Origin of the sequence: Pleurocapsa sp. FMAR1, assembly GCF_963665995.1 — a bacterium.
Lineage (GTDB): Bacteria > Cyanobacteriota > Cyanobacteriia > Cyanobacteriales > Xenococcaceae > Waterburya.
Genome location: NZ_OY762512.1, coordinates 2865126 through 2890949, shown reverse-complemented (window position 1 = coordinate 2890949; position 25824 = coordinate 2865126). Strand labels below are relative to the sequence as shown.

Below are 25824 nucleotides of genomic sequence, written 5' to 3'. Positions count from 1 at the left end.
ATCTAGCTTAACCAATAACTTTCCTGCATCGTATAACAAAAAGTAAAGTCTTTTTAAGTTGAGTATTGCTGGACTTCTTTGATGGAAAATAAAGCCTGAAGTTTAATTCCTTGAGATTGATAAAGTTCCCTTCCTCCTTGTTCTCGATCTACCAAAGCCAAAATTTGTGTCACTTCATATCCCGCGTCCTGCAATCTTTCTACCGCAGTTAATGCCGAAGCACCTGTAGTTACAACATCTTCTAGAACAACCACTTTTGAGTTCTCTGTTAAAGAAGGACCTTCTATATAAGCTTTTGTGCCGTGTCCCTTAGGTTCTTTACGAATTATCAAAGCAGGAAGAGGATCATTTTCCCAAGCAGAAACAACACTAACTGCTGACACCATGGGGTCTGCACCTAGAGTAAGACCTGCTACTGCTGCTGTGTCTTTGGGTAATAATTTAAACAATAAACGACCTAAAGCCAACGCGCCTTCTGCTCTTAGGGTCACTTGTTTACAATTTATATAGTAAGTGCTTTTAGCTCCAGAAGAAAGTACGAAATCTCCTTCAACATAAGCATATTTGACAATTAAATCCAAAAGCACTTGTCTAAGAGAATCAATATTAGCCGTAGCTAAAAAGGAACTAGAAGTCTGATTGATATTCATAGGTAATAGGTGAGGTGAAAAAGATCTATACGGACTGTTCTTTCAGGAAATCTTCAGCTAGGATTGAGCAGAAGTCACAGTTAATGCCGTTAAACAGCAAGGTTATGGTTTATATTCTTTTGTCTTTAAAAGATAAATAGAGTCAAACCTTTACTGTGAACATTGGTCAATTCACAAAATATAAGTAAAGTAATGTCTATTAAGTTTACTAAACTAAGTGCAATCTTAGTAATAGCAACTATTGCTAGTTTATTTTCTATTGAAGCTAAAGCCGAAATGAAACCTCTTGATCGAGCATTTGAAGATGCTTATTTTAAAAAGGGTAAAAACGCTTTTATGCAAAGCAGTATTCTTGGTCAAGCAAATTCTATCTTTGGCTTTACGGGATTTGCAGATCAGCATATCTCAGCAGATGGTAAAGCGGTAGATAATATTTATAAACAAGGTATGAAAGCACAGTCAGCTACGGGAATGCGGATGGTAACTAGAGATTTAGTAAATCCCTATGATACTTCTCTGCGGGAAACTCCTAGCTACAATGCTATTGAATAAATAAAGCTCTTATCCATTATTCTTTTAACAAGTCCAGGGTGCAGGAGTTGAACCTGCCTTGCACAAATTATGAGTTTGTTGCCTAAACCGCTCGGCCAACCCTGGATATCTGATATCTATTTTTTTCTCACGTAGAACATTATATTAGTAAGTCTAGTATCTTTGGCAACCTATAGCAAAAAAATTGCGATCGCATGAAAATAAGAGTTAGTTTGTGGTTGACTATATGTTTATTTCTGATGATGGTCTTAGCTGGTGTCGCCAGTTCTTGTGTTGGCTATTTTATGGGAAGTGAGGCTTTAAAAGTAGTAACTCAGCCAGATATTAATACTGAAGACAACAATCGCAATCAAGACCCTGCTGGTGGTGAATATAAAGGTCTTAAGATTATGAAAGAAAAAGATATTTTAGTTAAGGTATATAATCGGGTTAATCATAAAAATTAATGATGACAGAACTATTGAGGAAATGGGAACTAGTGTCAACACCCAGCATTAGTTGATCGATGGCTGATAAAAATTTATGGTTGACTTTTGTTGGTGTTCTCTTGCTCATTGCGATTAATGCCTTTTTTGTCACCGCAGAGTTTTCAATTGTTTCGGTTCGTCGTTCTCGGATCAGCAAACTAGTCAAAGATGGAGATACCCAGGCTCAAACCGTACAGTCTCTCCAGAGAAGCATAGATCGGCTTTTGTCTACTACTCAATTGGGTATTACTCTTTCTAGTCTGGCTTTGGGCTGGGTAGGAGAAAGAACAGTTGCAGCGTCCATCATTACCATAACTGAAAGTCTCTCTCTACCAAATTACTTATCGGAAATAATTTCTACCACGGCTGCTTTACCTCTGGCTTTTATTCTCTTGGCATATTTACAGATAGTGCTGGGTGAACTATGTCCTAAGTCTGTAGCTCTCATGTATCCTGAAAAGCTGTCTCGGTTTTTTGGACCTCCTAGCGTAGTTATCGCGCGTATTTTTCGCCCCTTTGTGGCTATTTTAAATTTATCTACTCGCTTACTGCTTAAGTTAGTAGGAGTAAACTATAGTGGCAGAAGTTGGTATGAACAAGTAACCTCCGAAGAGTTACAGCTAATCATTGCTACGGAGAGAGAGTCTGTTGACCTAAAAGCAGCAGAAAGACAGCTACTCAAAAACGTCTTTGAATTTCGTGATGATACCGCCGAAGAAGTTATGATTCCCCGTACTGATATTCACTTTCTTACTTTGACTACTACCTTTAGTGAATTACTACAGACGATTATTGAGAAAGGCTATTCAGGTTATCCCGTTATCGGCGATTCTTTAGATGATATTAAAGGCATTATCCACTATAAAAAATTAGCCGAACCTTTAGCACAAGGCAAGCTAGCTAATGATTCTACCATTGAGCCTTGGATTGAATCAGTAAGTTTTATTCCTGAGTCTACTTCTCTCAACGAACTTTTATCTTCAATGCAGCGATCGCATCATAAAATGGCAGTAGTCATTGATGAGTTTGGGGGAACTTCTGGTTTAATTACCCTCCATGACTTAGTTGCTGAGATTGTAGGCGATGCTGGCAATGACCCCGAAACCAGAATCGAACCGATTCAAAAGCTGGACGATAATACTTTTCTCGTTTCAGCGCAAATGAACTTAGAAGAAGTCAACGAACAGCTAGAATTAAATCTCCCTTTAGCAGACAATTACAATACCTTGGGAGGATTTTTATTAGAACAATGGCAAAAAATACCCGAACAGGGAGAAAAGCTGGAGTATGAAAGCCTAAGCTTTACCATAACTGCTGCCGATAGTAATCGACTCTATCAAATCTTGATTAGTCAGCAACGCCTGATGTAAACTAGCGCAGAGAAAGTACTTGTCCGTTTACTTAACATTAATAACGGGCGTTGCACCTTCAGGGGATGGTAGAGGCTTAGGGGACTGGAGGACTAGGGGAATCATTAATCTTCTTTGTTCATAATCATCTCCCAGCTATGCAATGCCCAATAACGCCAAATTACCTATCTTCTTCCCAATCAGGACAACTATCACCGTCCCAACCTACAGGGTGCATGGCACAAACTAGTAAGTTGCCATTGTAACTTTGACCATGATAGTTAGCACAATTAATGCAGGCAGGATTGTTTTGAGCAGAGGGAGCATGATAATCGACGTTGGTGAAATCATCATCAATAAAATCTTCCCAGTTTTCTCCCAAAGCAGCATCAATTTCTTCACTGGTAACAATCAACACGTCAACCAAATCCTCTAACAGGCTGTCAACTTCTTCGATAATTCCCGATTGAAACTGTTCAAAAAAAGAGCCTAAATTTTCGCTGACTTCTTCTACAACAGATTCTGTGGTTTGGGCTACATCCTCCCAAAATTCTTCCACTTCAGCCGTAGTTTTTTCTATCTGCTTCCACCACTGCTTTTGCCAATCATCCATAATTAATAATTAATTTAAATAAATATTGTTCTGTCAGAATAGCCTATTCTGCTACGTCTCTTTTCTCAAACGTCGTAATTCTTCTTGTAATGACTTTACTTGTTGGCGCAGTTTTTGCTGGCGCAGATCCTCTTCGCTCATGTTCTCAGATTGCTCCTCACCTTCGTCCACAATCTCAATCCGACGAGGTTCTTTTTGATCTGATTTATTATTACCATCAGCGACCTTTCCCTGTTGAGCCTGCTCAACCATTTCATCAACAAACTTACGAGCTTCTTCGGCACTCATTTCACCGCGTTCAGCCATTTCTTCCGCTAGCTTCTGCGCTTGAACTCTTAAATCTTTTAATGTATCGTTGGCTTTTTCTTGAGCATAAGAGGCAAAACCCACACCCATGTAAAAAGCTTTTTTTGCAATATCTTCAAAACCTGCCATATTTAGCTTGTCTCCAAATCTCTGACAACTTATTCTTAGTGTATCTCATCAGATAAATAGCTGAACTATAAGAGAAGTTCGGAATTCCGCATTGACGATAATATAAAACTAAAAGAATAACGATTAATAATTGCTAAGTAGACAGACATAATTAAACTAAAGGCGTTGGTGATTTGATGTATGACGTACAAGTGTTTCTGTTCGTAGCTTTAAGCTCCAAGCTCTAAGCTTTAAGCTTTTTTAAGAACAGTGCAACATGGAAATTTAAAAATCATACTTTGATTCACCAACGCCAAACTAAATTGTTTGAAAATATGATAAATACATGGACAGAAATAACTATAGTCAATTATTGCTGACCTCTGACCTCTGACCTCTGTACGGGCGAACGGCCCTTCGAGTTCAACAGTTTGCTTATGTCGGTGAAACCGCAAGTCGAGCATTCCCTTGCTAGCGGGTGTGGAACAAGGCTCTTGGACAGAGAAGGCGCGTTTTGAGTAAGAGTATTCTTACTCAAAAGCCGCCATCCGTTTCCACCCGCTCTGACGGCGACGCGGTGAAGCAGTTGCGTTGCGGGGGTTTCCCCCGTTGCGAGACAAAACCGTTGCGGGGGTTCCCCCCGTTGCGAGACAAAACCGTTGCGGGGGTTCCCCCCGTTGAGGTTATTGTCGAGGGCGAGCAAAGGCACGAACCCTTTAGGGGGTCTCGACCCACCGCAACTGTCTCACCGTTCGCCCCTACGACTGATCTATAACCTTTGCGTAGCGATACTATTTTCTTTGCTTGGTTCTCTTACGCTTTAAACTCCAATCTTCTAGCAATGTATAGATCACAGGCACAACGATTAGACTAAGCAAAGAAGAAGTTATTAACCCGCCAATGATAGCCACTGCCATCGGTTGACGTAATTCAGAACCTGCACCCCATCCTAGAGCGATCGGTAACATTCCTAGTATGGTAGAAAAGGTAGTCATGACGATTGGGCGCAGACGTACAACTCCAGTTTTTAGGATAGCCTCGGTGCGACTCATGCCAGAGTCACGCAGTTGGTTGGCATAGTCCAAAAGCAGAATAGCGTTTTTATCCAATAAGCCCAACAGAAAAATTAGACCAATTAGAGAAATCATGCCAAAATCGCTTTGAGTAATTAGTAAAGCTAACATTGCCCCGACAATTGATAAGGGCAAAGATAAACCAATTACCAAAGGTTCCAGCCAGCGACGAAAGGGCAGGTATAAAACCACCAGCATACAAATTACCGCTAGAGTAAGAGTTATAGCAAATTCTCCGAGTATCTTTTGCGATCGCGCTGAGTCTCCTTCTAGATCGAAGGTAATTCCAGGAGGTAAATGCTTGGCGATCGCCTCTGCCTTTTTGGTAGCATCACCAATTCCTCGATCTGCCGTGAGATTGGCGTTGACATAAGCTACCCGTTTTCCGTCAAGATGAATCAATTTATCTAAAGGTTGGTCAACCCCATCAAGACGCACATCTTCAAACCCCGATAAGTTTTGAATCTTTTGTTGAAAAGCGATCGCGCTGGTTCTTAACTGCTCTATATTTTCTCCTGCTAATGCCACTTTAAAGGAAGGATCTTCTCCTGTTTCCACAAAGGGTATATCTTCAACGCTAACAATTACCTGGGGGATGTTGGGCAGCTTCTGACGTATCTCTGTCTGTACCTGGCTGGTAGTTAAACGGCGATTGTCTTTAAGCTTGATATAAAGCTTGCCCTTATTAGGTTCACCCTGCACTCCTGCAATAGTGTAAACAGATGCTACATCAGGATGATTTAAAACGACAGTTTCTATTTCTTGCCCTACTGTAATAGTTCTATTTAATAAAATACGTTCAGGCGATCGCGCAATATTTCTCAGCCAGTCAAATTTAGATTGAGGTTTTTCTAAAGAATTATTATTAGCCTTGACTGCACGACTAGTTAACTTTGGTAAGGCAGTTGTATAGGTTATTTTAAATTCTCCCCGATCTAACTGAGGGACAAAACCTTGGGGAATAAGCGGAATTAAAGCAATTCCCGCCAGAAAACTGGCGATCGCAATACCGATTACGGCACGACGATGATTTAATGCCCATTGCAATACCTGACGATACTTATTTGTAACGAAGCCTTGTGTTTCTTGTCTATTACTACCTCTGGTTGTATTTTTAAACCAATACAATGCCAAAACAGGTGACAATGTGCGTGCAGCCAAAAGAGAAGTCAAAACCGCAGCCGAAATAGTTATGCCAAAAGGACGAAAAAACTGCCCTAATGTACCGCCCATTAAGCCAATCGGCAAAAACACCGCCACAATAGTTAAAGTCGAAATAGATGCTGTCAAACCAATCTCGCGAGTAGCAGATAAGGCAGCCTCGCGGGGACTTTCTCCCTCTTCTAAGTGACGCATAATGTTCTCCACCTCGACAATGGCATCATCGACAATAATGCCGATAGCTAGTGCTAAAGCCAGTAAGGTTAGAGTTTCTAAATTAAATCCCAACCCAGCCATGACAATAAATGTCCCTAGTAAAGAGATGGGAATAGCGATCGCCGTGATCAAAGTTGCCCTAAAATTACGTAAGAAGGGAAAAATTACCAAAATTGCCAGTGCCACTGCGCCAAACAAGGCTTGAATGGTGGCGTTAGTGCTGTCACGTATATATCCTGCGGGGGTTTCGGCTAAAATAAACTGAATATCTGGCAAGCGTTGCTGGAGTTGAGAGACTTTTTCTTTTACCTGTCTGACTACTTCTAAAGTATTGGCATCACCTTGTTTAATTACCTGAAAAGCGATCGCCTTTTCCCCATTAAAGTGAACTAAAGTACTGCTGTTAGCTGTAGGAATATCTGCATTTACGCTACTATTCGGATTACCTAAAATATCTACTCGTTGTACTCCTGGTAATTTTTCTATAGTCGGCGCAATTTTAGTAGCGGCAGTATTGTTTAACTCTTCAAGAGTTTCTTGACCAGTAATTACATAACTAATCGCGCTAGTTTCGTTTAAATTAAAGGGAATTACCTCCAAATCAGAAGCCGTAGGTAAAGATAATTGATTTAGAGTAGTTTTTATATTAGCCGTAGCCTCTTCAATATCAATATCAGTATCTAGCAAAAGATTAACTACTGTTTGCCCTGAATAAGTAGAAGAAAATAGCTGTGCCAATCCTGGAATATTAGCCAAAGCTGTTTCTAAAGGTTTAGTAATTTTAGCTTCTGTATCCAAAACCGTTGTTGTATTGGCTTGAGCGCGAATTACCACCACAGGGAAGTTTACCGCTGGAAAAAGAGAGTATTTTAAAGAACTAAAGGCAAATATACCAGCTACGGCGATCGCTAACCAAAAGCAGATAGTTAAACGAGAGTATTCAATTGCCAAACGAGAAAGATTAAACCGCGTTTTAGAAAACATCAACAGATTAAACAAAGAGTCTAATCGCTATTTTTGCAGAAATCTCCCAAATATTCTCGATCTTTTGCTGTAGAGTTTACGACTCGCGTTACGATTGAGACTAGCCAAGGGATACCCCCCGCAGGGACTAATAACTAATAACTACGGCGCAGCCGTTTATCCTAAAGCTATCTATTTCGGTCTTTCAATATTTTGAATATTATGCTGAATTTCTAACCACTGGCGGGGGAATTTGTCTTTTGTGTAAACGATCGCAGCTTTATTTAAAAAGGCGATCGCCTGTTGTTTATTCTCTGCTGCATTTCCTTTGAGACGATGACGATAAGCACCGCCCAAATTGTTATTCAGCATTGCCCAATTGTAGGGAAATTTTTCTAAATTATGAATTGATAAAGCGTTGCCATAGTGAGAAATGGCGCGTTCAATATTGCTGCTTTTGTCGCCATTGATGCGAGATTGAAAAGCATTACCCAAATTATTTTGCAACATTGCCCAGCGATGAGGATTCGACGAGAGGGTAAATATCTCTAAAGCCTGTTCTAAATGATTAATTGCCGTTTCGATATTAGCTGCTTTGTCCCCTTCGATACGCCTAGAATAAATATCCCCTAAATTATTGTGAGATACTGCCCAATCTTGGGGATATTCTGCCAAAGTGTGGACAGATAAAGCTCGCCTGTAGCAAATAATCGCCTGTTCAATATTGTGAGAAGGTTCTCCTTTGAGTCTATATTTATGGGCAATACCTGAATTACGCTGAGTATTTGCCCATAAATAAGGATATTCTTCTTGGGTAATTACTTCTAAAGCCAGTTGATATGTAGCTAATGCCTGTTCAATGTTTGCTTGACGATCGCCTAAAACGCGATCGCGAAAGGCATTAGCTAGATTTGACTGAATTATCGCCCAATCTTTGGGAAAATCTGTAGGCGGATAAGCTTTAAGTGCAGCCTGAAAGCTAACGATTGCTAGTTCGATGTTGTTGGCTTTATCCCCTGCGGGATAGGCACAAATTAGATTTCCTAAGTTAACTAAATCATTGGCGATCGCTCTTTTTTGCTGGGAATTGACGGACAAAATAGTTTCGTTTGCCCAGTATTCCAAAATATCAGTGGATTGTCGATCTAACTTGCCCTGATTTTCGCGAATTAAAGCATAAATTTCATCTGGGGCAACTTGATTAGATACCTGCTGCAAAAGAGTCATCAAAAACTGAAAACATTCTCGGCGGCGATTGGGAGTAGAGTTGAGATTTTCTAGCTGTAATAATCTCCCTGCCAAATTAATCAGACGCTCGGCAGGATCAATTTCGCCAGATCGCTTCAATCTTTCTCCCACTGACATTAAACAGCTAATCAACTTTTGATCTACCAATTCTTGATTAGCGTTGAGAATATTCATCTCTTGCTCTCGCGGGCTACTCAGTAAAAGATCAATTAGTTTAAAGTAGGGACGTTCTAATTCACTCATGAGAATAGTGGGAGACTACAGGCAAAAATAAGCTTGAACTCACAACCTTATAATATAGCGAAAACTCTATTCCTAATATCTGTATCCAGTGACTGCAAACAAAAAATCACCTCCTACTGTTGGTAATATTGCCAAAATTGTCGCGATCGCCACTTTGGTTAGCAAACTGTTCGGCTTTGTCCGCGAGATAATAGTTAACACAGCTTTTGGTCTTGGCTCAGTCAAAAATGCTTATGCCTATGCCTATACTATCCCAGGTTTTCTTTTCGTTCTCATCGGTGGGATCAATGGTCCTTTTCACAGTGCGTTGCTCAGTGTATTAGCCAAAAAAGATAAGTCAGAGGCTGCACCCATCGTCGAAACAGTTTCTACTATAGTTAGTATTTTGCTGCTCTTAGTCACAATTATAATCATTATTTTTGCAGGCAGTTTGATCAATCTTTTAGGACCTGAATTAGCTATAGAAACCAAACAGCTAGCTATTCTCCAGCTAAGAATCATGGCACCAATGGCTTTACTTGCAGGGCTGATCGGCATTGGCTTTGGTACGCTTAATGCAGCTAATAGTTATTTACTGCCTAGCATTAGTCCCCTATTTTCTAGTGCCGTAATTGCCACAGGAGTCGCAGTAGCTTTATTAAAATTTGGTGAGCAGCTAAATACACCCCAATACTTTCAGATTGGGGCAACTGTCTTGGCAGGTGCAACTTTGGGTGGAGCAATTTTACAGTGGTTGGCGCAGTTAATTGTTCAGTGGCGAGCAGGAATGGGGACGCTAAAGCTGCGTTTTGATTTAAACACTTCTGGAGTAATGGAAGTCTTCAAAGTTATGATTCCCGCTACCTTTTCATCAGGGATGCTGTATGTCAATCTAAACGTAGATCAGTTTTTTGTATCGGGTATACCAGGGGCAGCAGCAGCACTTCAGAGTGCTACCTTTATTTTTATTACCCCTTTAGGCATTATTTCCAATGCCATCTTAGTACCTTTTTACCCTATCTTTTCTCGAACAGCAGCCCCCGAAAACTGGCAGGAATTAAAAGTCAGAATCCGTCAGGCAATATTCTTGGGTGCGCTTAGTATGTTGCCCTTTACGGCGATCTTTATGTCTCTTTCTTTGCCTATTGTGAAGCTGGCTTTTGAGCGCGGGCAATTTGACTCAGAAGACGCTCAGTTTGTCGCTTCCTTGCTAGTAGTTTATGGCTTGGGAATGTTTTTTTATATGACTAGAGATGTTTTGATTCGGGTATTTTATGCCTTAGGAGATGGAAAAACTCCTTTTCAAATTAGCATTATCAATATTTTTATCAATGCAGTTTTAGATTACTTTTTAGTGTCAGCTTTTGGCGCGCCAGGTTTAGTTATGGCAACTGTAGGGGTAAATATTACTTCAATGGTAATTTTTGTTTGGATCTTACACCGTCGCCTGAATGGTTTACCTTTATGGTCGTGGGGAAAAGGCATTTTAGGTTTATTTGTCGCTACTTTAGCAGCGGGATTTGCTAGCTATGGAGTTAGCCAAGGTTTAGAAAGAACTATTGGTAATGACAATTTATTGCTGCTATTAATAGAATTGAGTCTTGCCAATGGAGTAGCAATTATTATTTTTGGCGCGATCGCTATGCAGTTAAAGTTACCTGAACTAAATCTGCTGGTAGGTAGAATTAGACAGAAGTTGGGCAGATAAAAACTTGATGATATATTAAGTCTCTGCCCAATAAATAATGATTAATTATTTATTTTCTTGGAGATAATTCTGTGCCATCAATTTTAGGCGATCGCCTTCAAAGATATATTTATCAATTAGTTCGCGCATTCTAATTAAAGGCTGTTTAGCTTTATTTTGTTGATTTTTTCCCCTACGTTCAGCTTGATTGCCCTGTCTGGTTACCTGATTGGCAATACGATGTTGCCCAAAAATATGTAAACCAATCGATGCAGCTTCATCGATACCAAATGACTTAACAGGCTGATTGACTTCTTGTATTTTGCTATTTACCTCGCCTTTAAGCTGGCGCAGTTCTTTTTGTGCTTGATTGATTCGCTGTAGCTGTTTTTTTACGGACTGGGGATTGTCTAAATTGAGATAGAGTTTAGCAGATGCTTGCTTGATCTGTTCTTGGTTAGCCATATTGATAACTTTAGCTAGAGATGCAAATTAATCGCTTTTATTCTATTCAAAAGTAATGATAATTGCGATCAAGAAATGCTTGTTTTAATTCAATTTTGAGATTATGGAAAATAATATCAATCAAAGCCAAAATTCATCAGATTCCTTCAATAGGCAATTAGTTCAAGAATTAACTACAGCTTGTGAAGGCTTACTTTGGTTTAGCGAAGCTGAGTATCCTTTTCAAGTTATTTATTGGCACGATCTTGAAAGTTGGAATTTAGATATTTTACTAGAACAAGAAAATGTTACTGCTGATACCAAAGTCAAAGTACAGGATTTGTTGACTTTTTTTAATTCGGCAATTACCGAACAAGAATGGCACAACGAGTTAGAACAAGCGGAAGTGAAACGCTATCAGGCTTTGATAAATGTATTAGATACTAATCTGCAAAACATTCAGGTTTATCTATTGGGAGAAACAGAAATTGATGTCTATATTTTGGGAACGGTGAATGAAAATGCGCTCGCAGGTTTGAAGACCAAAGTTGTGGCTACATAATTTAGGAGTTATTTAATTTTGGTCTAAAGCCATAGTGCCGATAATTCCAATAGTCTTCCATAATACGGTCATGGTCGAAGCAAAGATTTTGAGGCAGATCCCATTGATGGAACACTCCTAAATTTTTCGCATCATCAGCAGCGACAGGTTCACCTTTAGCTGTAGCAATAAAGGCGATCGCCAGAGTATGTTGACGAGAATCTCGGTTAGGATCGGAATAGACATAAAACTGCTCTATCAGCTTTACTTTTAAGCTTACTTCTTCCTCTGCTTCTCGAATGGCTGCGGTTTCAATCGATTCACCATAATCAACAAATCCCCCTGGAATCGCCCAACCAAAGGGTTCGTTTTGTCTTTCAATTAAAACAATTGGTCGTCCAGGGCGATCGATTAGCTCGATAATAATATCTACAGTTGGTGCAGGATTGCGATGGTTCACGTCAAATAGTGGATCAATAAATTACCACTAAGTTTAAAACAATTTAAAACAAACATAAGAGTCTTGAGCAGATTTGATAACAGAGGTTTAGTACGCCTGATGTAAATTTAAAGAGGCTTATTCTCTCTCTTTTACATAGAATTTATCTATAAAACCATAATTTAATACTGGGGGAACTTTCCCCCAACCCCCTGTTGGGGACGTTACGCCCTCCCCAAACCCCTGACGTAAACATTAACCTTGATTTTCTACATTATTAACTTAAGTCTCATCATCTACATTAATTTGTAAAATTCACCAAAATTTAACTTGTAAAAAAATCTTTTTATTTACTGGAATATTAATGACCTCAATGGAATTACAGTAGAAAGGTTAATTCTCATCGAGCGTAGTAATATTGGGCATATTGTCAATTAGTAAAATAAATGCCTGACAGTTTACATTTAGCTTAATTTTGATCTTGCTTTTGTTTATTGGTGGTCAAGTAGGTGCGCCACCCCTATTGGGAATGATGCTGGTGGGCATTTTATTTGGCTCTGAGGTGAGCGATCTAATTGCCGACAGTGTTTTGGATCTGGCAGACGATCTCAGAACTTTTGCCGTAATGGTAATCCTCATGCGGGCAGGATTAGGCTTAGACAGAGATAAACTAGCAAAGCAGGGTAGCGTGGCTTTACGCTTAGGTTTTCTGCCTGCTTTAACAGAAGCGATCGCCATTTCTGGGCTGGCTATTTGGCTATTTCAGTTTGATTGGCTGACAGGCTTGCTTTTAGGCTGTGTAATTAGTGCCGAATCTCCTGCGGTCATTGTGCCTGGAATGTTACGACTCAAAAATTTAGGCTGGGGAGTCTCTAAAGGAATTGCCGATGCAATTTTGACGGGTAGTGCTTTGTCAGATGTTTTAATCTTGCTGCTGTTTAGCCTGTTGCTCAATTTTTTGTCTCAGGGAAATATTGCTAGCAACGCTTTTTGGTTACTGCCTCTCAAGGTAATCGCTCAAATTATCTTAGGAGCGATCGTTGGCTATTTAGCTGCCAAATTAATTGTTTTCTGTACAGTTAAACAACAATGGACGCAGAATAATGTTCAGAACACTTTAATTACCGCTAGTCTGGCTTTATTAGCTGTAGTTTTAGCTTTGCAACTTCCTTATTTTTCTGGTTACCTAGCAGTAATGGCGATGGGATTTTTCTTGATTGAATTCAGTCCGCCTCTAGCTCGAAGACTGCGTAAAGAATTTAATCACCTGTGGATTGTTGCTGAGATTTTATTGTTTGTCTTGATGGGAGCAACAATTCAGCTAAAAATATTGGAAAATGTTCTGCTACCAGGAATACTATTATTGGCACTGGGATTGCTTTTTGGTCGGACAATTGGCTGGTATTTAGCTACAGTAGGCAGTAATTGGACTTGGCGCGAGAAACTGTTTTTATTACCAGGAAACTCGGCTAAGGCTACGGTACAGGCAGCAATTGGCGCGATTCCTTTGAGCAGGGGCATTCCAGGGGGAGATGTCATTCTGGCGATCGCAGCCCTATCAATCCTCATTACTGCGCCATTAGGAGCATGGGCAATCCCCACCTTTGCCCCCAAATTACTTACACGAGATCGGGTAGATCCTAGCAAAACTGATTTAGCAACTTCTACCGTTATCTTAGGAGCGATTGATTCTGATTTTAGTGCAGCATTAATTTTAACTAAAGTTGCCGACTTTGCTCGTCGGACAGATGGAGAAGCCGTTATTATCTGCGCTATTAATAGCTTAAAGCTGGAATTATTAGCAGCTAAATTACTTTTAGATATTCCCTACAGGCTGATAAATATTCAGGGAGATGTTCCAGAGGAAATACTGCATCTATCCCAGGAATATGAGGCTACGGTAATTATATTGGCGCAACAATCCACGCACCCTGATGCTATTTTCCAATCAGTGCTGGAAAATAATTTTAATACTCCCGTGATGTTAGTTAATAGTAGAGACGTTTCATAAAAGCCTTATTAAGAAACAAATTAAATTTAGTCAGATTATGGAAAAAATTATAATTGTTACAGGAGGTAGTCGTGGTATTGGTGCTGCTACTGCCTATCTTGCTGCTCAACGAGGTTATGCTGTTGCCGTTAACTACATTCATAATCACGAAGCTGCAACCAAAATTGTAAATAATATCAAACACTCAGGGGGAAAAGCGATCGCCGCAGCTGCTGATATTTCTCTAGAAGCTGATGCGATCGCTCTCTTTAATCAGGTGGATGAGCAGTTAGGAAAGGTAACAGCACTGGTTAATAATGCAGGTATTTTAGAACAGCAAATGCGAGTTGAAAATATGGATGCTGCACGCTTAAATAGAATTTTTGCTGTTAATGTTACTGGAGTATTCTTGTGTGCTAGAGAAGCTATCAAAAGAATGTCTACCAAACATGGTGGAACAGGAGGAGTTATTGTAAATCTCTCATCTGCTGCTGCTCGTCTTGGCTCTCCTGGTGAATATGTAGATTATGCTGCTTCTAAAGGGGCAGTGGATACTATGACAATAGGATTGGCACGAGAAGTTGCTAATGAAGGAATTCGAGTAAATGGCGTGCGTCCAGGCTTTATTGATACTGATATTCACGCTAGCGGTGGCGAATCAAATCGTCTAGAGCGCATAAAAGACTCTATTCCCATGAAACGTGGTGGACAAGCAGAAGAGGTTGCAAAAGCAATTTTATGGTTATTGTCGAGTGAGGCTTCGTATACAACAGGTTCGTTTATAGATGTTGCGGGAGGTAGATAGAATAATAATCCCTAAGGAAAACTATAGCTGTCTTTCTTGGGGATTACTGGCATTTTGATTCGATCGTTCTAAAATTAACCAACTCTTTTTTTATTAGAGTGTAAACTTCCTAGATAATCTCCATAAAATAGACTAAACTGCCAGAATTTCTGAAACCACAACCGAACTTTGTTGTCATCGTAGACAACTTTATTCTCAGCGATATTTGATAGTTTGGTATTTGATTTGGAATAAATCATTTTTTCTCCTAAGTGATAATTTTTGAATTTTTAGTGACTGCCTGTAATTGGCTCAAGCTAATTACAAAGCGGTTTTAAAAGCTGTGATAACGATTTTCAATCCAGACTCTTACATCTCGATCTGAATCAAATTCATAAGTTTTGTTGGTGGCAAAATCTTTTACCTGCCAATATAAATTGCCGTGGCGATCGCGTTTTTGCTCAATTTGAGGCTCATGTTTTTGAGTTACTAAGCTGCGTCCGATGTTTTTGAAGAGATTGTCAATTGAAGTAATTATGTTTAGGATTTTAGCTTCTGGCTGTAAGAGAACTTTCATGTTTTGCCTCCGTTTTTCTTTCTATATATCAACTGTAGCTATTGAATTTAAAGGAAACAAAACAAAGCGTGCATAGTAAACATGAATAAAACTAATAGTTAAATGGCTGGTCTGGGGATAGCTTATACAATAGTTTGTAGCAAGAGCGCAATCGTATGTTCCGTAATTAATAACTAAGCTTATGAGTGGGATCGATCCATACAAAATAAAAATCTCACAGCTACGAATACTGGTTGCAGTGGCAGACTACAGCAACTTTAGCGAGGCTGCTTTACAGTTGGAGATTTCTCAGTCAGCAGTCAGTCATGCGATCGCAGCTTTGGAAACAGAATTGGGGGTAATTTTATTTCATCGAGGACGTAATGGCGCAGATCTTACCCCTGTAGGTGAAAAGTTAATCGCACCAGCCAGACAGGTATTAGACTTGTTACAGAAGATGGCAATCGAAGCCAATCGAGCTAAAGGTTTAAAAGGAGGAAATGTTAGACTGGTAGCCTTTCGTAGTGCGGCAAGTCATATACTTCCTGCCTTAATTGCTCAGTTTCGCCGTCAATTTCCTTTGATTAAAGTGAGTATTATCGATGTTGATGAGCATTTTGAAATTGAAAGTATGTTGCGCTCAAGTCAAGGAGATATTGGAATAGTCGATCTACCTTGTTCCAAAGAGTTTGAAACCTGGGAAATTTATGAAGATGAATATGTGGTGCTACTATCGTGCGATCTAAAATTAAACCAGACGCAATTAACCTGGAAGCAATTAGCGACATATCCTCTAATTCTCTCGGTAAAAAATAGCTGTTCTCTAAAAATTCGTAAGTATTTAGAGCGATCGCCAGAACCAGTAAATATCGCCTATGAAATGCGGGAAGACTCGACTATAGTTGGTATGGCGATGCAAGGTTTGGGTGCAGCGATTATGCCCAGGCTTGCTGCTGAACCTGTTCCTAGCGAACTACAAGTTTATTCTTTGCCAGTTCCTTTAGAGAGAAGTATTAGAGCAGCAGTGTTAAAAGACGCTCTACACACGCCAGCAGTTTTTGCCTTTTTAGATGTTCTCAAAAACTCCCAAGTGTCTGTAACGAAAGCACGTTTAGTTTGAAGAAAGCTTTGATTGAAAATTGTAGACGTTTAGTCAGTATTCTATCTAAAAAACTATTGAGAAAATATTACCTAATATAGTTAGACAAAGTACTTAATTTAATTCACAAAAGAACATACTCTATAAAGATGTAGCATTTTTAGATAAATAAATATGGTTTCAATCAAAGAGCAAATAGTTATAATTACAGGGGCAAGTAGTGGTATTGGCGCAGCTTGCGCTAAAGAGTTTGCCAAAGAAGGTGCATCGTTGATTTTAGCTGCACGCAGAAAAGAAAAGCTCGAAGCAGTAGCAGCGGAACTAAAAGCAGCTTATGACTGCAAAATTCATTTATTAGAACTAGATGTTAGCGATCGCCATGCGGTACAAACAGCTTTTGCATCTTTGCCCGAACCTTGGTGTAACGTCGATATTTTGGTCAACAATGCAGGATTAAGCCGTGGCTTAGAAAAGCTGCAAGAAGGAGATATTCAAAACTGGGAAGAAATGATCGATACTAACGTTAAAGGTTTACTATACGTGACGCGATCGCTTTTACCAAAAATGGTGGAACGAAACCAAGGACATATTATTAATATTGGCTCAATTGCAGGACATCAAACCTATACTGGAGGCAATGTTTATTGTGCTACCAAAGCAGCAGTTAGAGCCTTATCAGAAGGGTTGAAGATGGATTTATTGGGAACTCCCATTCGCGTAAGCTGCGTCGATCCTGGTACGGTAGAAACCGATTTTAGCAAGGTGCGGTTTCGAGGAGATACCGAAAAAGCTAACAAAGTATACCAAGGAATAAATCCCTTGACTCCTAAAGATATTGCTGAAATCGTAGTTTTTTGCGCCACTCGTCCAGCAAACGTCAATATGAGTGAGGTATTGGTGTTAGCCACAGATCAATCCAGCGCAACCATGATTAATCGGCACTAGCATTGCTGCGTGGAAGTCAGACTAGATCATTTTGAAAACCATAATTTTTTAAGGATTTTGTGACATTAAGAATATAATGTTTGCCACGAACAAATAATTAAAGTTGGTTTTTATATGCTTTAAATACAAAGTAGCATTACTCATTTAGTAATCGAGATTATCCTAGTACAGGTTTGATTGCCGTGTCCTATAATCATTTTTTTGGCAGTAATCATACTCCTTTACGGCTGTCCATTAAGCATGGCAGACGGCACAAGCATTTAACAAACCGAAGTGGTGTTGGTTCTCCTGGTTGTATTTAATTTAACTTCAAGCTCAACATGGCTACATTATATTCACGGGGAAGTTGAGCTTAAGAAATAGTAGGTTTTACAGGCAAAATAACCATTGCGATCGCGCTTTATATTAAAGTTCGATTGATACAAGCCACTTTTGCAATCAAGTAAAATTTCTTCAAGTCCCCATATTTCGGTAGGGCTGTTTTATTTGGTATTTATTGTATTGCCAATTTTTTAAGCTCGGATTTATTAGGAAATAAACAACAATGCGTAGTGTCCCTCAACCAACTAAACTTAAGTTCGATCTTTCTGCTTCATTGCATCTTATTTGTGTAGAAAAAGATGCAATAAATTTAGTTTGTACCAAATTAAATGCACTTGAATATATTCCAGTAAATCTCCAGATTTTTTATCAGGGGGCAATAGCAATAGCCAGAAAAGACTTAGATATAGAGCAATTTGATTCAACAGAAAATTTAGAAGCTAGGTTACAGAATTTTCTGCAACAGGCATATATGGGAACAAGGTTTTATGCGGTTGGTTCAGAGCAATTTGTGCAAAATCTTAGACGTTTAGCTCGCAGTTTCGGAATGTTAGAAGAGGAAATTCACTTAGAAATAGTTAATCGAAAAGTTAAAAATATTTACTGCTCTACCTGTCACAGGATTAATCCTCAAGTTCAAACTAATATTATTACCTGCTCTGGTTGTGGTATCAAACTAGAAGTCTGGGAGCATTTTTCTCGCTTAAAAAATGCCTATCTAGGTGTCTGTGCTGATGCTGAATGAACTTTTTACGAATTAGAGAAATAAAAATGAGCAATAGTATTGAAGCAATTAAAAGATTTCCCTTTCCTTTTGCCACCGACTCTTATCAATATTCAGTTAATATTCAACCTGTAGTTAACCAAGCTCTATTTGATGTTGACGAACATTATGATCTCGAAGTTGAGCAGCGAAATAGCACTTTAAACCAAGGTAAAGAAGGGCGTTATGTAGCCTTACCCCACATGAAAGATGCTCAGTGGGATGCTTTAGAAGTGATTATGAACGATCTTGCTACTTGGTATCCCCAATCTTTTTCCTTAACTCAAAATGGCGATAAGGTTAGGCGCAAGTCTAATTGCTGGACTTGGGAGAATAAAAAGCTTAATATTAAAGACACCTTTACTTTTTTAGACGAATCTTCTTTACCCTGCGAACCTTTTGAATACATTGCTCGTCAAGTTCAAGAAGATATCTTGTTGCTAGACCAGAGAGAAGAGGATTTATTTTTAGATGCAGGAATCTTGATGTTTCCCACCCGTTGGTCTTTAGGATTTGATGCAGGAATGAGCTTTGAAGAGTTTCATGGGCCAGTACCAAGAGCGCATGAAATGGGAGTTTTTAAAAAAGCCAAAGCCTTTTTACGGCGGGTAGAAATAGGTAAACCCTGGACAAGACGCAACTGGACAATGACCGTTAATCGTCGCTTAGATACTTCCTTTGAAACTTATCCAGAATGGGGAAAAGATCGCAGTTCGGTTACTTTAGCTAACTGCGGCAAAAAGGTTCATTTACGAGTTGAGGTACAGCGATTTATTCGTTTACCTCGTAGTAATGCTTTAATGTTTCCTATTCATACTTACTTAATTAGTTTAGAAGAACTTTCTATTAATCCAGCTTGGACAAAACGGTTACATGAAGTGCTGAAAAATTTACAACCAGATATACTCGAATATAAAGGCTTGAGTCGCTACCACAAAACTGTATTAACTTGGCTAGCTCAGTCTAACTTAGAGCAACCCGACACCAGCAACAAGTATACTTTCAGCAGAAGCCTTTAAGGGATTCATGACATTAGGGGTTAAATGTTCACAACAAACAAAAAGGCTCGCTCAAATTCTATAGACTTCAGTTATTAGATTATATTGCACATCAGGTTCATCACTCACTTTAGTACGGATTTTATTGCCGTGTCCTACCAGCATTGCCTTTGCGATAATAACACTCCCCTACGACTGTCCATCAAGCATGGCAGACTGCACAAGCACTTGATCAATAGAAGTGGTGCTGGTTCGCCTAACTATATTTAGTATATGTTCTGGCTCTAGATAGATACAGTTTTCTTAGAGCAGAAGTAAATAGCATTTTCAGTGATTGCTGTAATTTCGCTCCCTTATTTTATATAGGGATTATAGACTTAAGCGCAATTTATGCTGGCGTATTTTCAAAATCGCTGTAGCGTTGGGCGAAATATTTCTTCAGGCGATCGCTCAAAGATTTGAATAACCACTATATTAGTAGGAAATAATGCAATGTTAGATTTAGATCGTTCTGATGAGCTTATGTCAGCTAAATCAGAAGAAGTATCACCTGAGTCTGAAACATCTCTAACACAGATGGATGTTGAATCTTTATGGCATCCGATGGTACAGCACAAAAAATACGAACGCAACCCACCCAAGCGTATGGATAAAGCTGAGGGGTGTTATGTTACCGATAGTGAAGGCAAAGAATACCTGGACGGTGTATCGGGATTATGGTGTGTTAATGTCGGTTACGGGCGCAAGGAATTGGCTGATGCAGCACACGAACAGTTGATTGAACTGTCTTATTTTCCTTTGGTAATGAGCCATTCCCCAGCAATTAAGCTGGCAGCTAAGTTAATTGAGCTTTTAGGATTTGAGGGCAAGGTTCACTTTTCTAATAGTGGTTCAGAAGCCAATGAGACTGCATTTAAAATGGCGCGTCAATACCATTCCCAAACAGGCGGTACTAGACGTTATAAAATTATCTCCCGCTATCGAGCCTATCACGGCAATACTATGGGTGCATTGAGTGCCACTGCTCAAGCCGAAAGACGTGCCAAATACGATCCTCTCGTACCTGGCTTTCTTCATGTTCATCCACCTTACTGTTATCGCTGTCCCTTTGGTAAAGAATATGGCTCATGTAATATCGAATGTGCCAGTTCAATAGAAAACACTGTAATTCACGAAGGCGCTCAAAGCGTAGCTGCAATAATTGTTGAACCTGTAATTTCAGGTGGAGGAGTAATTGTTCCTCCCGATGAATATTTACCCATGCTGCGGGATATTTGCGATCGCCATGGCATCTTGTTAATCTTTGATGAGGTAGTCAGTGGTTTTGGACGCTTGGGCAAAATGTTTGGACATCAACTTTGGGGAGTCAAGCCCGATATGATTACCCTGGCAAAAGGTATTACTAGTGGTTATTTACCTCTTTCAGCAACAGTCACCCAACAGCATATCTTTGAAGCTTTCTTAGATGAAAGCGATCCTACTTCTCACTTCCGCCATATCAATACCTATGGAGGCAATCCAGCCTCTACTGCTCTATCTTTAAAAAACATCGAGATTATCGAGACGGAACAGCTAGCAGAAAAAGCTGCCAAAATGGGGACATATTTAAGAGCAGAACTATCTAACTTGGAAGACCATCCCAACGTTGGCGATATACGAGGTAAAGGATTGCTAATCGGCATTGAATTAGTAGCGGACAAGGAAACCAAAGAACCCCTAGCAGGAGAAAAGGTAGGTGCAATTGTGGCTCGCTGCTTAGAATTAGGCACAATAATTGGACGTAATAGCAGTACTGTGCCAGGGCTTTCTAACGTGCTGATTATTGCTCCTCCTTTAATTTTGACTAAAGCAGATGCAGATTTGATAGTAGATAGTTTGAAACAAGCTTTAGATAGCTAGGTTTAAAGGTATAAGAGATATCTCCCGTAGGGGCGATTCGCGAATCGCCCTGACAGAGGTATAAAGTAATTTACAAAAAGGAAATTAATTATGCAAGTCGGCGTACCAAAGGAAACTAAAGATCGAGAATTTAGAGTAGGATTATCTCCTGCCAGCGTTAGAGTTTTGACCGATAAAGGTCATAATGTATCTGTAGAAACTTCGGCTGGAGTTGGTTCGGGATTTAGCGATCGCGATTATCAACAGGCTGGGGCAACTATTGTTTCTAAGGCGCAAGATGCCTGGAATCAAGAGTTAGTCATCAAAGTTAAAGAGCCTTTGGCAACGGAATATCAGTTTATCCAGCCAGGACAAATACTATTTACCTATCTGCATCTAGCAGCGAATAAACCCCTTACCGAACGTCTAATTGATTCTGGGGTAACGGCGATCGCCTATGAAACGGTAGAATTGAATCGCACCTTGCCTTTACTGATGCCCATGAGCATCATTGCAGGTAGGTTAGCAGTACAGTTTGGCGCACGCTTTTTAGAAAGGCAACAGGGAGGCAGAGGGGTTTTATTAGGTGGTATCCCAGGAGTATCTCCAGGCAAAGTCACAATCTTAGGTGGTGGTGTTGTTGGTACTGAAGCAGCCAAAATTGCCGTGGGCATGGGTGCAAAAGTCCAGATTTTTGATATCAGCGTTGAGCGACTATCTTATTTAGAAACTCTATTTGGTTCTAGAGTGGAACTACTCTATAGCACCACCGCAGCTATCGAAGCTGCTGTACCCGATGCAGACTTGTTGATCGGTGCGGTATTAATTCCAGGCAAAAATGCACCAACTTTAGTTAATCGTACTTTAGTTGCCCAGATGCGCCCTGGTTCGGTAATTGTTGATGTAGCCGTAGATCAAGGAGGATGTATTGAAACTTTGCGTCCAACTTCTCACTCGCAGCCCGTCTATGTTGAAGAGGGAGTTGTCCATTATGGTGTACCCAATATGCCTGGGGCTGTACCCTGGACTGCAACTCAAGCTTTAAACAACAGTACTTTACCTTATGTAGTTAAGCTGGCTGATTCGGGAATTAAAGCCTTAGAAAATGACCCTGCTTTAGCAATGGGATTAAACGTTGATAATCATCAGTTAGTACATCCTGTAGTCAGAGAAGTATTCAAAGATTTAGTCGCCCGTAATGCCGAATTTTCTTTAGCTTAAATTGTTTTTCTGACAATTACACTAGCGATCGGCATCGTTTTGTAAAGCCAGGTGTTACTTTTATTTCTTGACAATCAATTGAAGTAATACCTGACTAATTTAATAGTTAAAAACTTTTTGCAGCTTTTAATCGAAGCTCGCAAATTTTACTATGTTTATTTTTTTTATTATTAAATAAAGCGTTTTCTAAATATCAATAATAATTTAAACAAAATCTATTTTTTGATAAAAAAGAAGTTGAGTAGTAAGAACAAAACTTATCTAAATTACTACACATTAATGGGCGTTTGAGGCGATTGACTCCTGATATTTATAATATTAATTTTGGCTTTTTAATAATTATAGTATATTCAATTACAGTTTTATCAACTAAACAAATGCAAACTTAAGCCATTGCCTAAAAAAAATTGATAAACGTTTATCGTCTGTCAAAAAACAAAAAGTAAAGCGTACTTTTGCAATGTAAACATTCACAAAAATTTATCATTTCAAGTTAGTTAGAATCATGAAGCAATTATTGTTGAAGTTCAAAAAATACTTGTGGCTGCCTATCTTATTAATAGTCTTAGTACCTCAAGTTGCTTTGGCTCAAGAAGAAAATGTGCCTGGAGGATTTTTGGGCGGAATAGAGGCAGTATTCCAGAAAATTGTCGACGTATTAAGTCTATTTTTCTATTTTAAGATTGGTGGCGAAAACGGGATGCCGTTGATTGTTCTTTGGCTAATTGCTGGAGGAATATTTTTTACCCTACGCCTAAAATTTATTAATATTCGGGCATTTAAACACGCCATCGATGTAGTGCAGGGAAAATACGACGATCCTCATGACGAAGGAGATGTATCACATTTTCAGGCTCTATCAGCAGCCCTTTCTGGTACGGTAGGCATTGGTAATATTGCAGGAGTTGCGATCGCGATTCGCTTGGGAGGACCAGGAGCAGCTTTTTGGTTGACAATGGCTGGCTTTCTGGGTATGTCGAGTAAGTTCGCAGAATGTACCCTCGGTCAAAAATATCGCATCATTAAGCCCGATGGTACGGTGGGTGGTGGTCCGATGTATTACCTAAATCGTGGCTTGTCAGCAATGGGTATGGGGGGTTTAGGAAAAGCGTTGTCAGTAATTTTTGCTGTTCTTTGTGCCATTGGCAGCTTAGGCATTGGCAATATGTTTCAGGCGAATCAAGCTTTTGCGGCAGTATCCAACGTTTTGCCATTTTTTGAGAATCTTAGCTGGCTGTTTGGCATCATTTTGGCAGTAACCGTCGGTTTAGTAATTTTGGGAGGTATAGAGCGCATTGGTGCAGTAGCAGGGGTTTTAGTCCCAGTTATGGCGGTAATTTATGCTTTAGCCTGTTTTTGGGTAATATTAGTTAATCTAACTGTGGTTCCAGCAGCGATCGCTACAATTATCAGAACGGCATTTGTTCCCGAAGCTGTGGCAGGAGGTATTGTTGGCTCAATTGTAACTGGGTTTCAAAGGGCTGCTTTTTCTAACGAGGCAGGTTTGGGTTCGGCTGCGATCGCCCATTCCGCTGCTCGTACCGATGAACCAGTTAGAGAGGGAATAGTTGCTTTATTAGAGCCATTTATTGACACGATATTTATTTGCAACTTAACGGCAATTGTAATTGTTCTGACTGGGGTTTATGCCGATCCTAACTCCCTCGATCTTGATGGGGCGCAACTTTCTGCTGCATCATTTGCCACAGTCATTAGCTGGTTTCCCTACGTAATTGCTGTGGCTGGTTTTTTGTTTGCCCTTTCAACTATGATTTCCTGGAGTTATTATGGACAGCAAGCTTGGGCATTTCTTTTCGGAGACAAAACAGTGAATGCTTACAAAGCAATCTTTTTACTCTGCGTATTCGTAGGCTCAGTAGTCAACCTTGGTCCTGTTCTTGACTTTAGCGACATTATGGCACTAGCGATGTCTTTGCCTAATTTATTCGGCTGCTTTTTAATGTCTGGACTGATTGCTAGAGAGCTAAATAACTATATGTCTCGCCTTAAATCTGGGGCAATGCTGGCAGAAGTCAATAAGATTAAAGAACCTGTCTTAAAATAGGAGGAGATAAATTATGAGTTGGCTCAAAAAAAAATCTGTTTTAATTCCCATTGATTTTTCGGAATGGTCTTATGAGGCGATCGCACCAGCTAAAGAATACGTTGCCGATGAATCAGCTTTAAAACTAATTCACGTCCTAACTCCTCTGCATCCTGCCGATCCAGCAGCCATGTGGAATACTCTAGACAATGAACAAAGAAAACAAAAGGTCAAAAGCTTTTTGGGGTCAAAGCTGGATGAAATGGGATATAGGGAAATTCAAATCGATGTGGCAATTGGCGACCCCAGTACACAAATTGTTGACTACGCCAAAGAGATCGAGGCAGATTTAATCGTCATGCCTTCCCACGGACGTAAGGGAGTGAGCCGTTTTTTACTTGGTTCGGTAGCAGAAAGGGTGGTAAGACTATCTCCCTGTCCAGTGTTAGTTCTCAAATAAATGGAGCTATACGGAAACGAACATTTGCTAGTTGCTGGTATTATCTTTCTGGCAGCTTTAACTCAAAGCATAACTGGATTCGGCTTTGCGATCGTTTCTATGTCTTTTTTACCTGGAGTGATTGGCTTGCAAACCGCAGTGCCATTAGTTACTTTGGTGGGCATTATTGCCAATATCGTCATTTGGTATCATTATCGCCGTAACTGTAGCCTAAAAGCAGTTAAGAAATTGGCGATCGCAGCTTTAATAGCCACTCCTGTCGGTACTTTATTACTTGACCGCATTCCTGAAGCGATCGCTCTTAAAGGATTAGGTATTTTAATTATTAGCTATGTTCTCTACGATTGGCTCGATTTGTCTTTACCTCGCTTAAAATCGTCTATTTGGGCTTATATATTTGGTGGAGCGTCAGGAATTCTCAATGGAGCATATACCGTTGGCGGTCCTCCTGTGATTGTCTATGCTAACTGTCGCGGTTGGACTCCCAAAGAATTTAAAGGCAATCTGACGGCTATATTTTTCTTTAGTTCTTTAATAGCAGCGATCGCACATGGCTGGCAAGGAAACATAACTATCTCTGTTGGTCGGTTTGCCGTTTATAGTCTTCCTGGTTTTGCTCTTGGCTTGTGGCTGGGAATAATTTTGTCTACAAAAATAAATCCTCTAACATTTAAGCGTATTACTTTGGCTTTATTGATGGTTACAGGTTTGAGATTGCTGGTTTGA

25 protein-coding genes and 1 tRNA gene are annotated in these 25824 nt (G+C 39.8%); 16 read left to right on the top strand and 10 right to left on the bottom strand.

Annotated elements, in window-relative coordinates:
• Window positions 1–53: 53 nt before the first annotated feature.
• Window positions 54–650 carry an orotate phosphoribosyltransferase gene (gene pyrE / locus SLP02_RS14020; protein WP_319421267.1) on the bottom strand — a complete coding sequence of 199 codons (597 nt, stop codon included), beginning with the start codon at window positions 648–650 and terminating at the stop codon, window positions 54–56.
• Window positions 651–842: 192 nt separating this feature from the next.
• On the opposite strand from pyrE, the gene SLP02_RS14015 reads away from it, so the two are divergent.
• Window positions 843–1202, top strand: a complete 360-nt coding sequence (locus SLP02_RS14015; protein WP_319421266.1) for a serine/threonine protein kinase — start codon at window positions 843–845, stop codon at window positions 1200–1202.
• A gap of 32 nt (window positions 1203–1234) precedes the next feature.
• Here SLP02_RS14015 and SLP02_RS14010 read toward each other — a convergent pair.
• Window positions 1235–1307, bottom strand: a tRNA-Ile gene (locus SLP02_RS14010).
• Window positions 1308–1396: 89 nt separating this feature from the next.
• On the opposite strand from SLP02_RS14010, the gene SLP02_RS14005 reads away from it, so the two are divergent.
• Together SLP02_RS14005 and SLP02_RS14000 are read left to right on the top strand one after the other, a co-directional pair.
• Window positions 1397–1648, top strand: coding sequence for a hypothetical protein (locus tag SLP02_RS14005; protein WP_319421265.1), 252 nt, complete (start codon window positions 1397–1399; stop codon window positions 1646–1648).
• Between the two features lie 59 nt (window positions 1649–1707).
• A complete protein-coding gene (locus SLP02_RS14000; RefSeq protein WP_319421264.1) occupies window positions 1708–3039 on the top strand; it encodes a hemolysin family protein in 1332 nt (443 codons plus the stop codon).
• 160 nt (window positions 3040–3199) lie between these two features.
• Here the strand turns inward: SLP02_RS14000 and SLP02_RS13995 are convergent, their stop codons facing one another.
• The 4 genes from SLP02_RS13995 to SLP02_RS13980 form a co-directional block, all read right to left on the bottom strand.
• Entirely contained in the window at window positions 3200–3631 is a 432-nt protein-coding gene (locus tag SLP02_RS13995; protein WP_319421263.1) for a hypothetical protein, read from the bottom strand.
• Window positions 3632–3682: 51 nt separating this feature from the next.
• The gene (locus SLP02_RS13990; protein ID WP_319421262.1) at window positions 3683–4066 is read right to left on the bottom strand and encodes a hypothetical protein; all 384 of its coding nucleotides are present in this window, start codon (window positions 4064–4066) and stop codon (window positions 3683–3685) included.
• A gap of 770 nt (window positions 4067–4836) precedes the next feature.
• Entirely contained in the window at window positions 4837–7479 is a 2643-nt protein-coding gene (locus SLP02_RS13985; RefSeq protein ID WP_319421261.1) for an efflux RND transporter permease subunit, read from the bottom strand.
• Window positions 7480–7650: 171 nt separating this feature from the next.
• A complete protein-coding gene (locus SLP02_RS13980; protein ID WP_319421260.1) occupies window positions 7651–8949 on the bottom strand; it encodes a tetratricopeptide repeat protein in 1299 nt (432 codons plus the stop codon).
• 88 nt (window positions 8950–9037) lie between these two features.
• On the opposite strand from SLP02_RS13980, the gene murJ reads away from it, so the two are divergent.
• Window positions 9038–10636, top strand: coding sequence for a murein biosynthesis integral membrane protein MurJ (gene murJ / locus SLP02_RS13975; RefSeq protein ID WP_319421259.1), 1599 nt, complete (start codon window positions 9038–9040; stop codon window positions 10634–10636).
• A gap of 45 nt (window positions 10637–10681) precedes the next feature.
• On the opposite strand, the gene SLP02_RS13970 is transcribed toward murJ, so the two are convergent.
• Complete coding sequence (locus SLP02_RS13970) at window positions 10682–11080, bottom strand: hypothetical protein (protein WP_319421258.1); 399 nt, start codon at window positions 11078–11080, stop codon at window positions 10682–10684.
• A 103-nt stretch (window positions 11081–11183) separates the two neighbouring features.
• Between SLP02_RS13970 and SLP02_RS13965 the strand changes: the two genes are divergently transcribed.
• A complete protein-coding gene (locus tag SLP02_RS13965; protein WP_319421257.1) occupies window positions 11184–11621 on the top strand; it encodes a nuclease A inhibitor family protein in 438 nt (145 codons plus the stop codon).
• A gap of 1 nt (window position 11622) precedes the next feature.
• On the opposite strand, the gene SLP02_RS13960 is transcribed toward SLP02_RS13965, so the two are convergent.
• Window positions 11623–12060, bottom strand: a complete 438-nt coding sequence (locus SLP02_RS13960; protein WP_319421256.1) for an NUDIX hydrolase — start codon at window positions 12058–12060, stop codon at window positions 11623–11625.
• 508 nt (window positions 12061–12568) lie between these two features.
• Here SLP02_RS13960 and SLP02_RS13955 point away from each other — a divergent pair.
• Window positions 12569–14050 carry a cation:proton antiporter gene (locus tag SLP02_RS13955; protein WP_413467378.1) on the top strand — a complete coding sequence of 494 codons (1482 nt, stop codon included), beginning with the start codon at window positions 12569–12571 and terminating at the stop codon, window positions 14048–14050.
• Between the two features lie 37 nt (window positions 14051–14087).
• Window positions 14088–14834 (top strand): SDR family oxidoreductase, encoded by a 747-nt coding sequence (locus SLP02_RS13950; RefSeq protein ID WP_319421254.1) that lies wholly within the window; start codon window positions 14088–14090, stop codon window positions 14832–14834.
• 74 nt (window positions 14835–14908) lie between these two features.
• On the opposite strand, the gene SLP02_RS13945 is transcribed toward SLP02_RS13950, so the two are convergent.
• Together SLP02_RS13945 and SLP02_RS13940 are read right to left on the bottom strand one after the other, a co-directional pair.
• Window positions 14909–15073: a hypothetical protein gene (locus SLP02_RS13945; protein ID WP_319421253.1), complete on the bottom strand. Its 165-nt coding sequence runs from the start codon at window positions 15071–15073 to the stop codon at window positions 14909–14911.
• Window positions 15074–15147: 74 nt separating this feature from the next.
• The gene (locus tag SLP02_RS13940; protein WP_319421252.1) at window positions 15148–15390 is read right to left on the bottom strand and encodes a hypothetical protein; all 243 of its coding nucleotides are present in this window, start codon (window positions 15388–15390) and stop codon (window positions 15148–15150) included.
• 181 nt (window positions 15391–15571) lie between these two features.
• Here SLP02_RS13940 and SLP02_RS13935 point away from each other — a divergent pair, with 181 nt between their 5' ends.
• The 9 genes from SLP02_RS13935 to SLP02_RS13895 all read left to right on the top strand — a co-directional run bounded on the left by SLP02_RS13935 (window position 15572) and on the right by SLP02_RS13895 (window position 25824).
• Window positions 15572–16489 carry a LysR family transcriptional regulator gene (locus SLP02_RS13935; RefSeq protein WP_319421251.1) on the top strand — a complete coding sequence of 306 codons (918 nt, stop codon included), beginning with the start codon at window positions 15572–15574 and terminating at the stop codon, window positions 16487–16489.
• Between the two features lie 153 nt (window positions 16490–16642).
• A complete protein-coding gene (locus SLP02_RS13930; RefSeq protein ID WP_319421250.1) occupies window positions 16643–17413 on the top strand; it encodes an SDR family oxidoreductase in 771 nt (256 codons plus the stop codon).
• Window positions 17414–17957: 544 nt separating this feature from the next.
• The gene (locus tag SLP02_RS13925) at window positions 17958–18479 is read left to right on the top strand and encodes a dimethylamine monooxygenase subunit DmmA family protein (protein ID WP_319421249.1); all 522 of its coding nucleotides are present in this window, start codon (window positions 17958–17960) and stop codon (window positions 18477–18479) included.
• A 26-nt stretch (window positions 18480–18505) separates the two neighbouring features.
• A complete protein-coding gene (locus tag SLP02_RS13920; RefSeq protein ID WP_319421248.1) occupies window positions 18506–19516 on the top strand; it encodes a heme-dependent oxidative N-demethylase family protein in 1011 nt (336 codons plus the stop codon).
• 501 nt (window positions 19517–20017) lie between these two features.
• Entirely contained in the window at window positions 20018–21394 is a 1377-nt protein-coding gene (locus SLP02_RS13915; protein ID WP_413467377.1) for an aminotransferase, read from the top strand.
• Between the two features lie 90 nt (window positions 21395–21484).
• On the top strand, window positions 21485–22594 hold the full coding sequence (gene ald / locus SLP02_RS13910) for an alanine dehydrogenase (RefSeq protein ID WP_319421246.1): 1110 nt from the start codon (window positions 21485–21487) through the stop codon (window positions 22592–22594).
• Between the two features lie 505 nt (window positions 22595–23099).
• The gene (locus tag SLP02_RS13905) at window positions 23100–24659 is read left to right on the top strand and encodes an alanine/glycine:cation symporter family protein (RefSeq protein WP_319421245.1); all 1560 of its coding nucleotides are present in this window, start codon (window positions 23100–23102) and stop codon (window positions 24657–24659) included.
• Window positions 24660–24672: 13 nt separating this feature from the next.
• Window positions 24673–25098, top strand: a complete 426-nt coding sequence (locus SLP02_RS13900) for a universal stress protein (RefSeq protein WP_319421244.1) — start codon at window positions 24673–24675, stop codon at window positions 25096–25098.
• Window positions 25099–25824 carry a sulfite exporter TauE/SafE family protein gene (locus SLP02_RS13895; protein ID WP_319421243.1) on the top strand — a complete coding sequence of 242 codons (726 nt, stop codon included), beginning with the start codon at window positions 25099–25101 and terminating at the stop codon, window positions 25822–25824.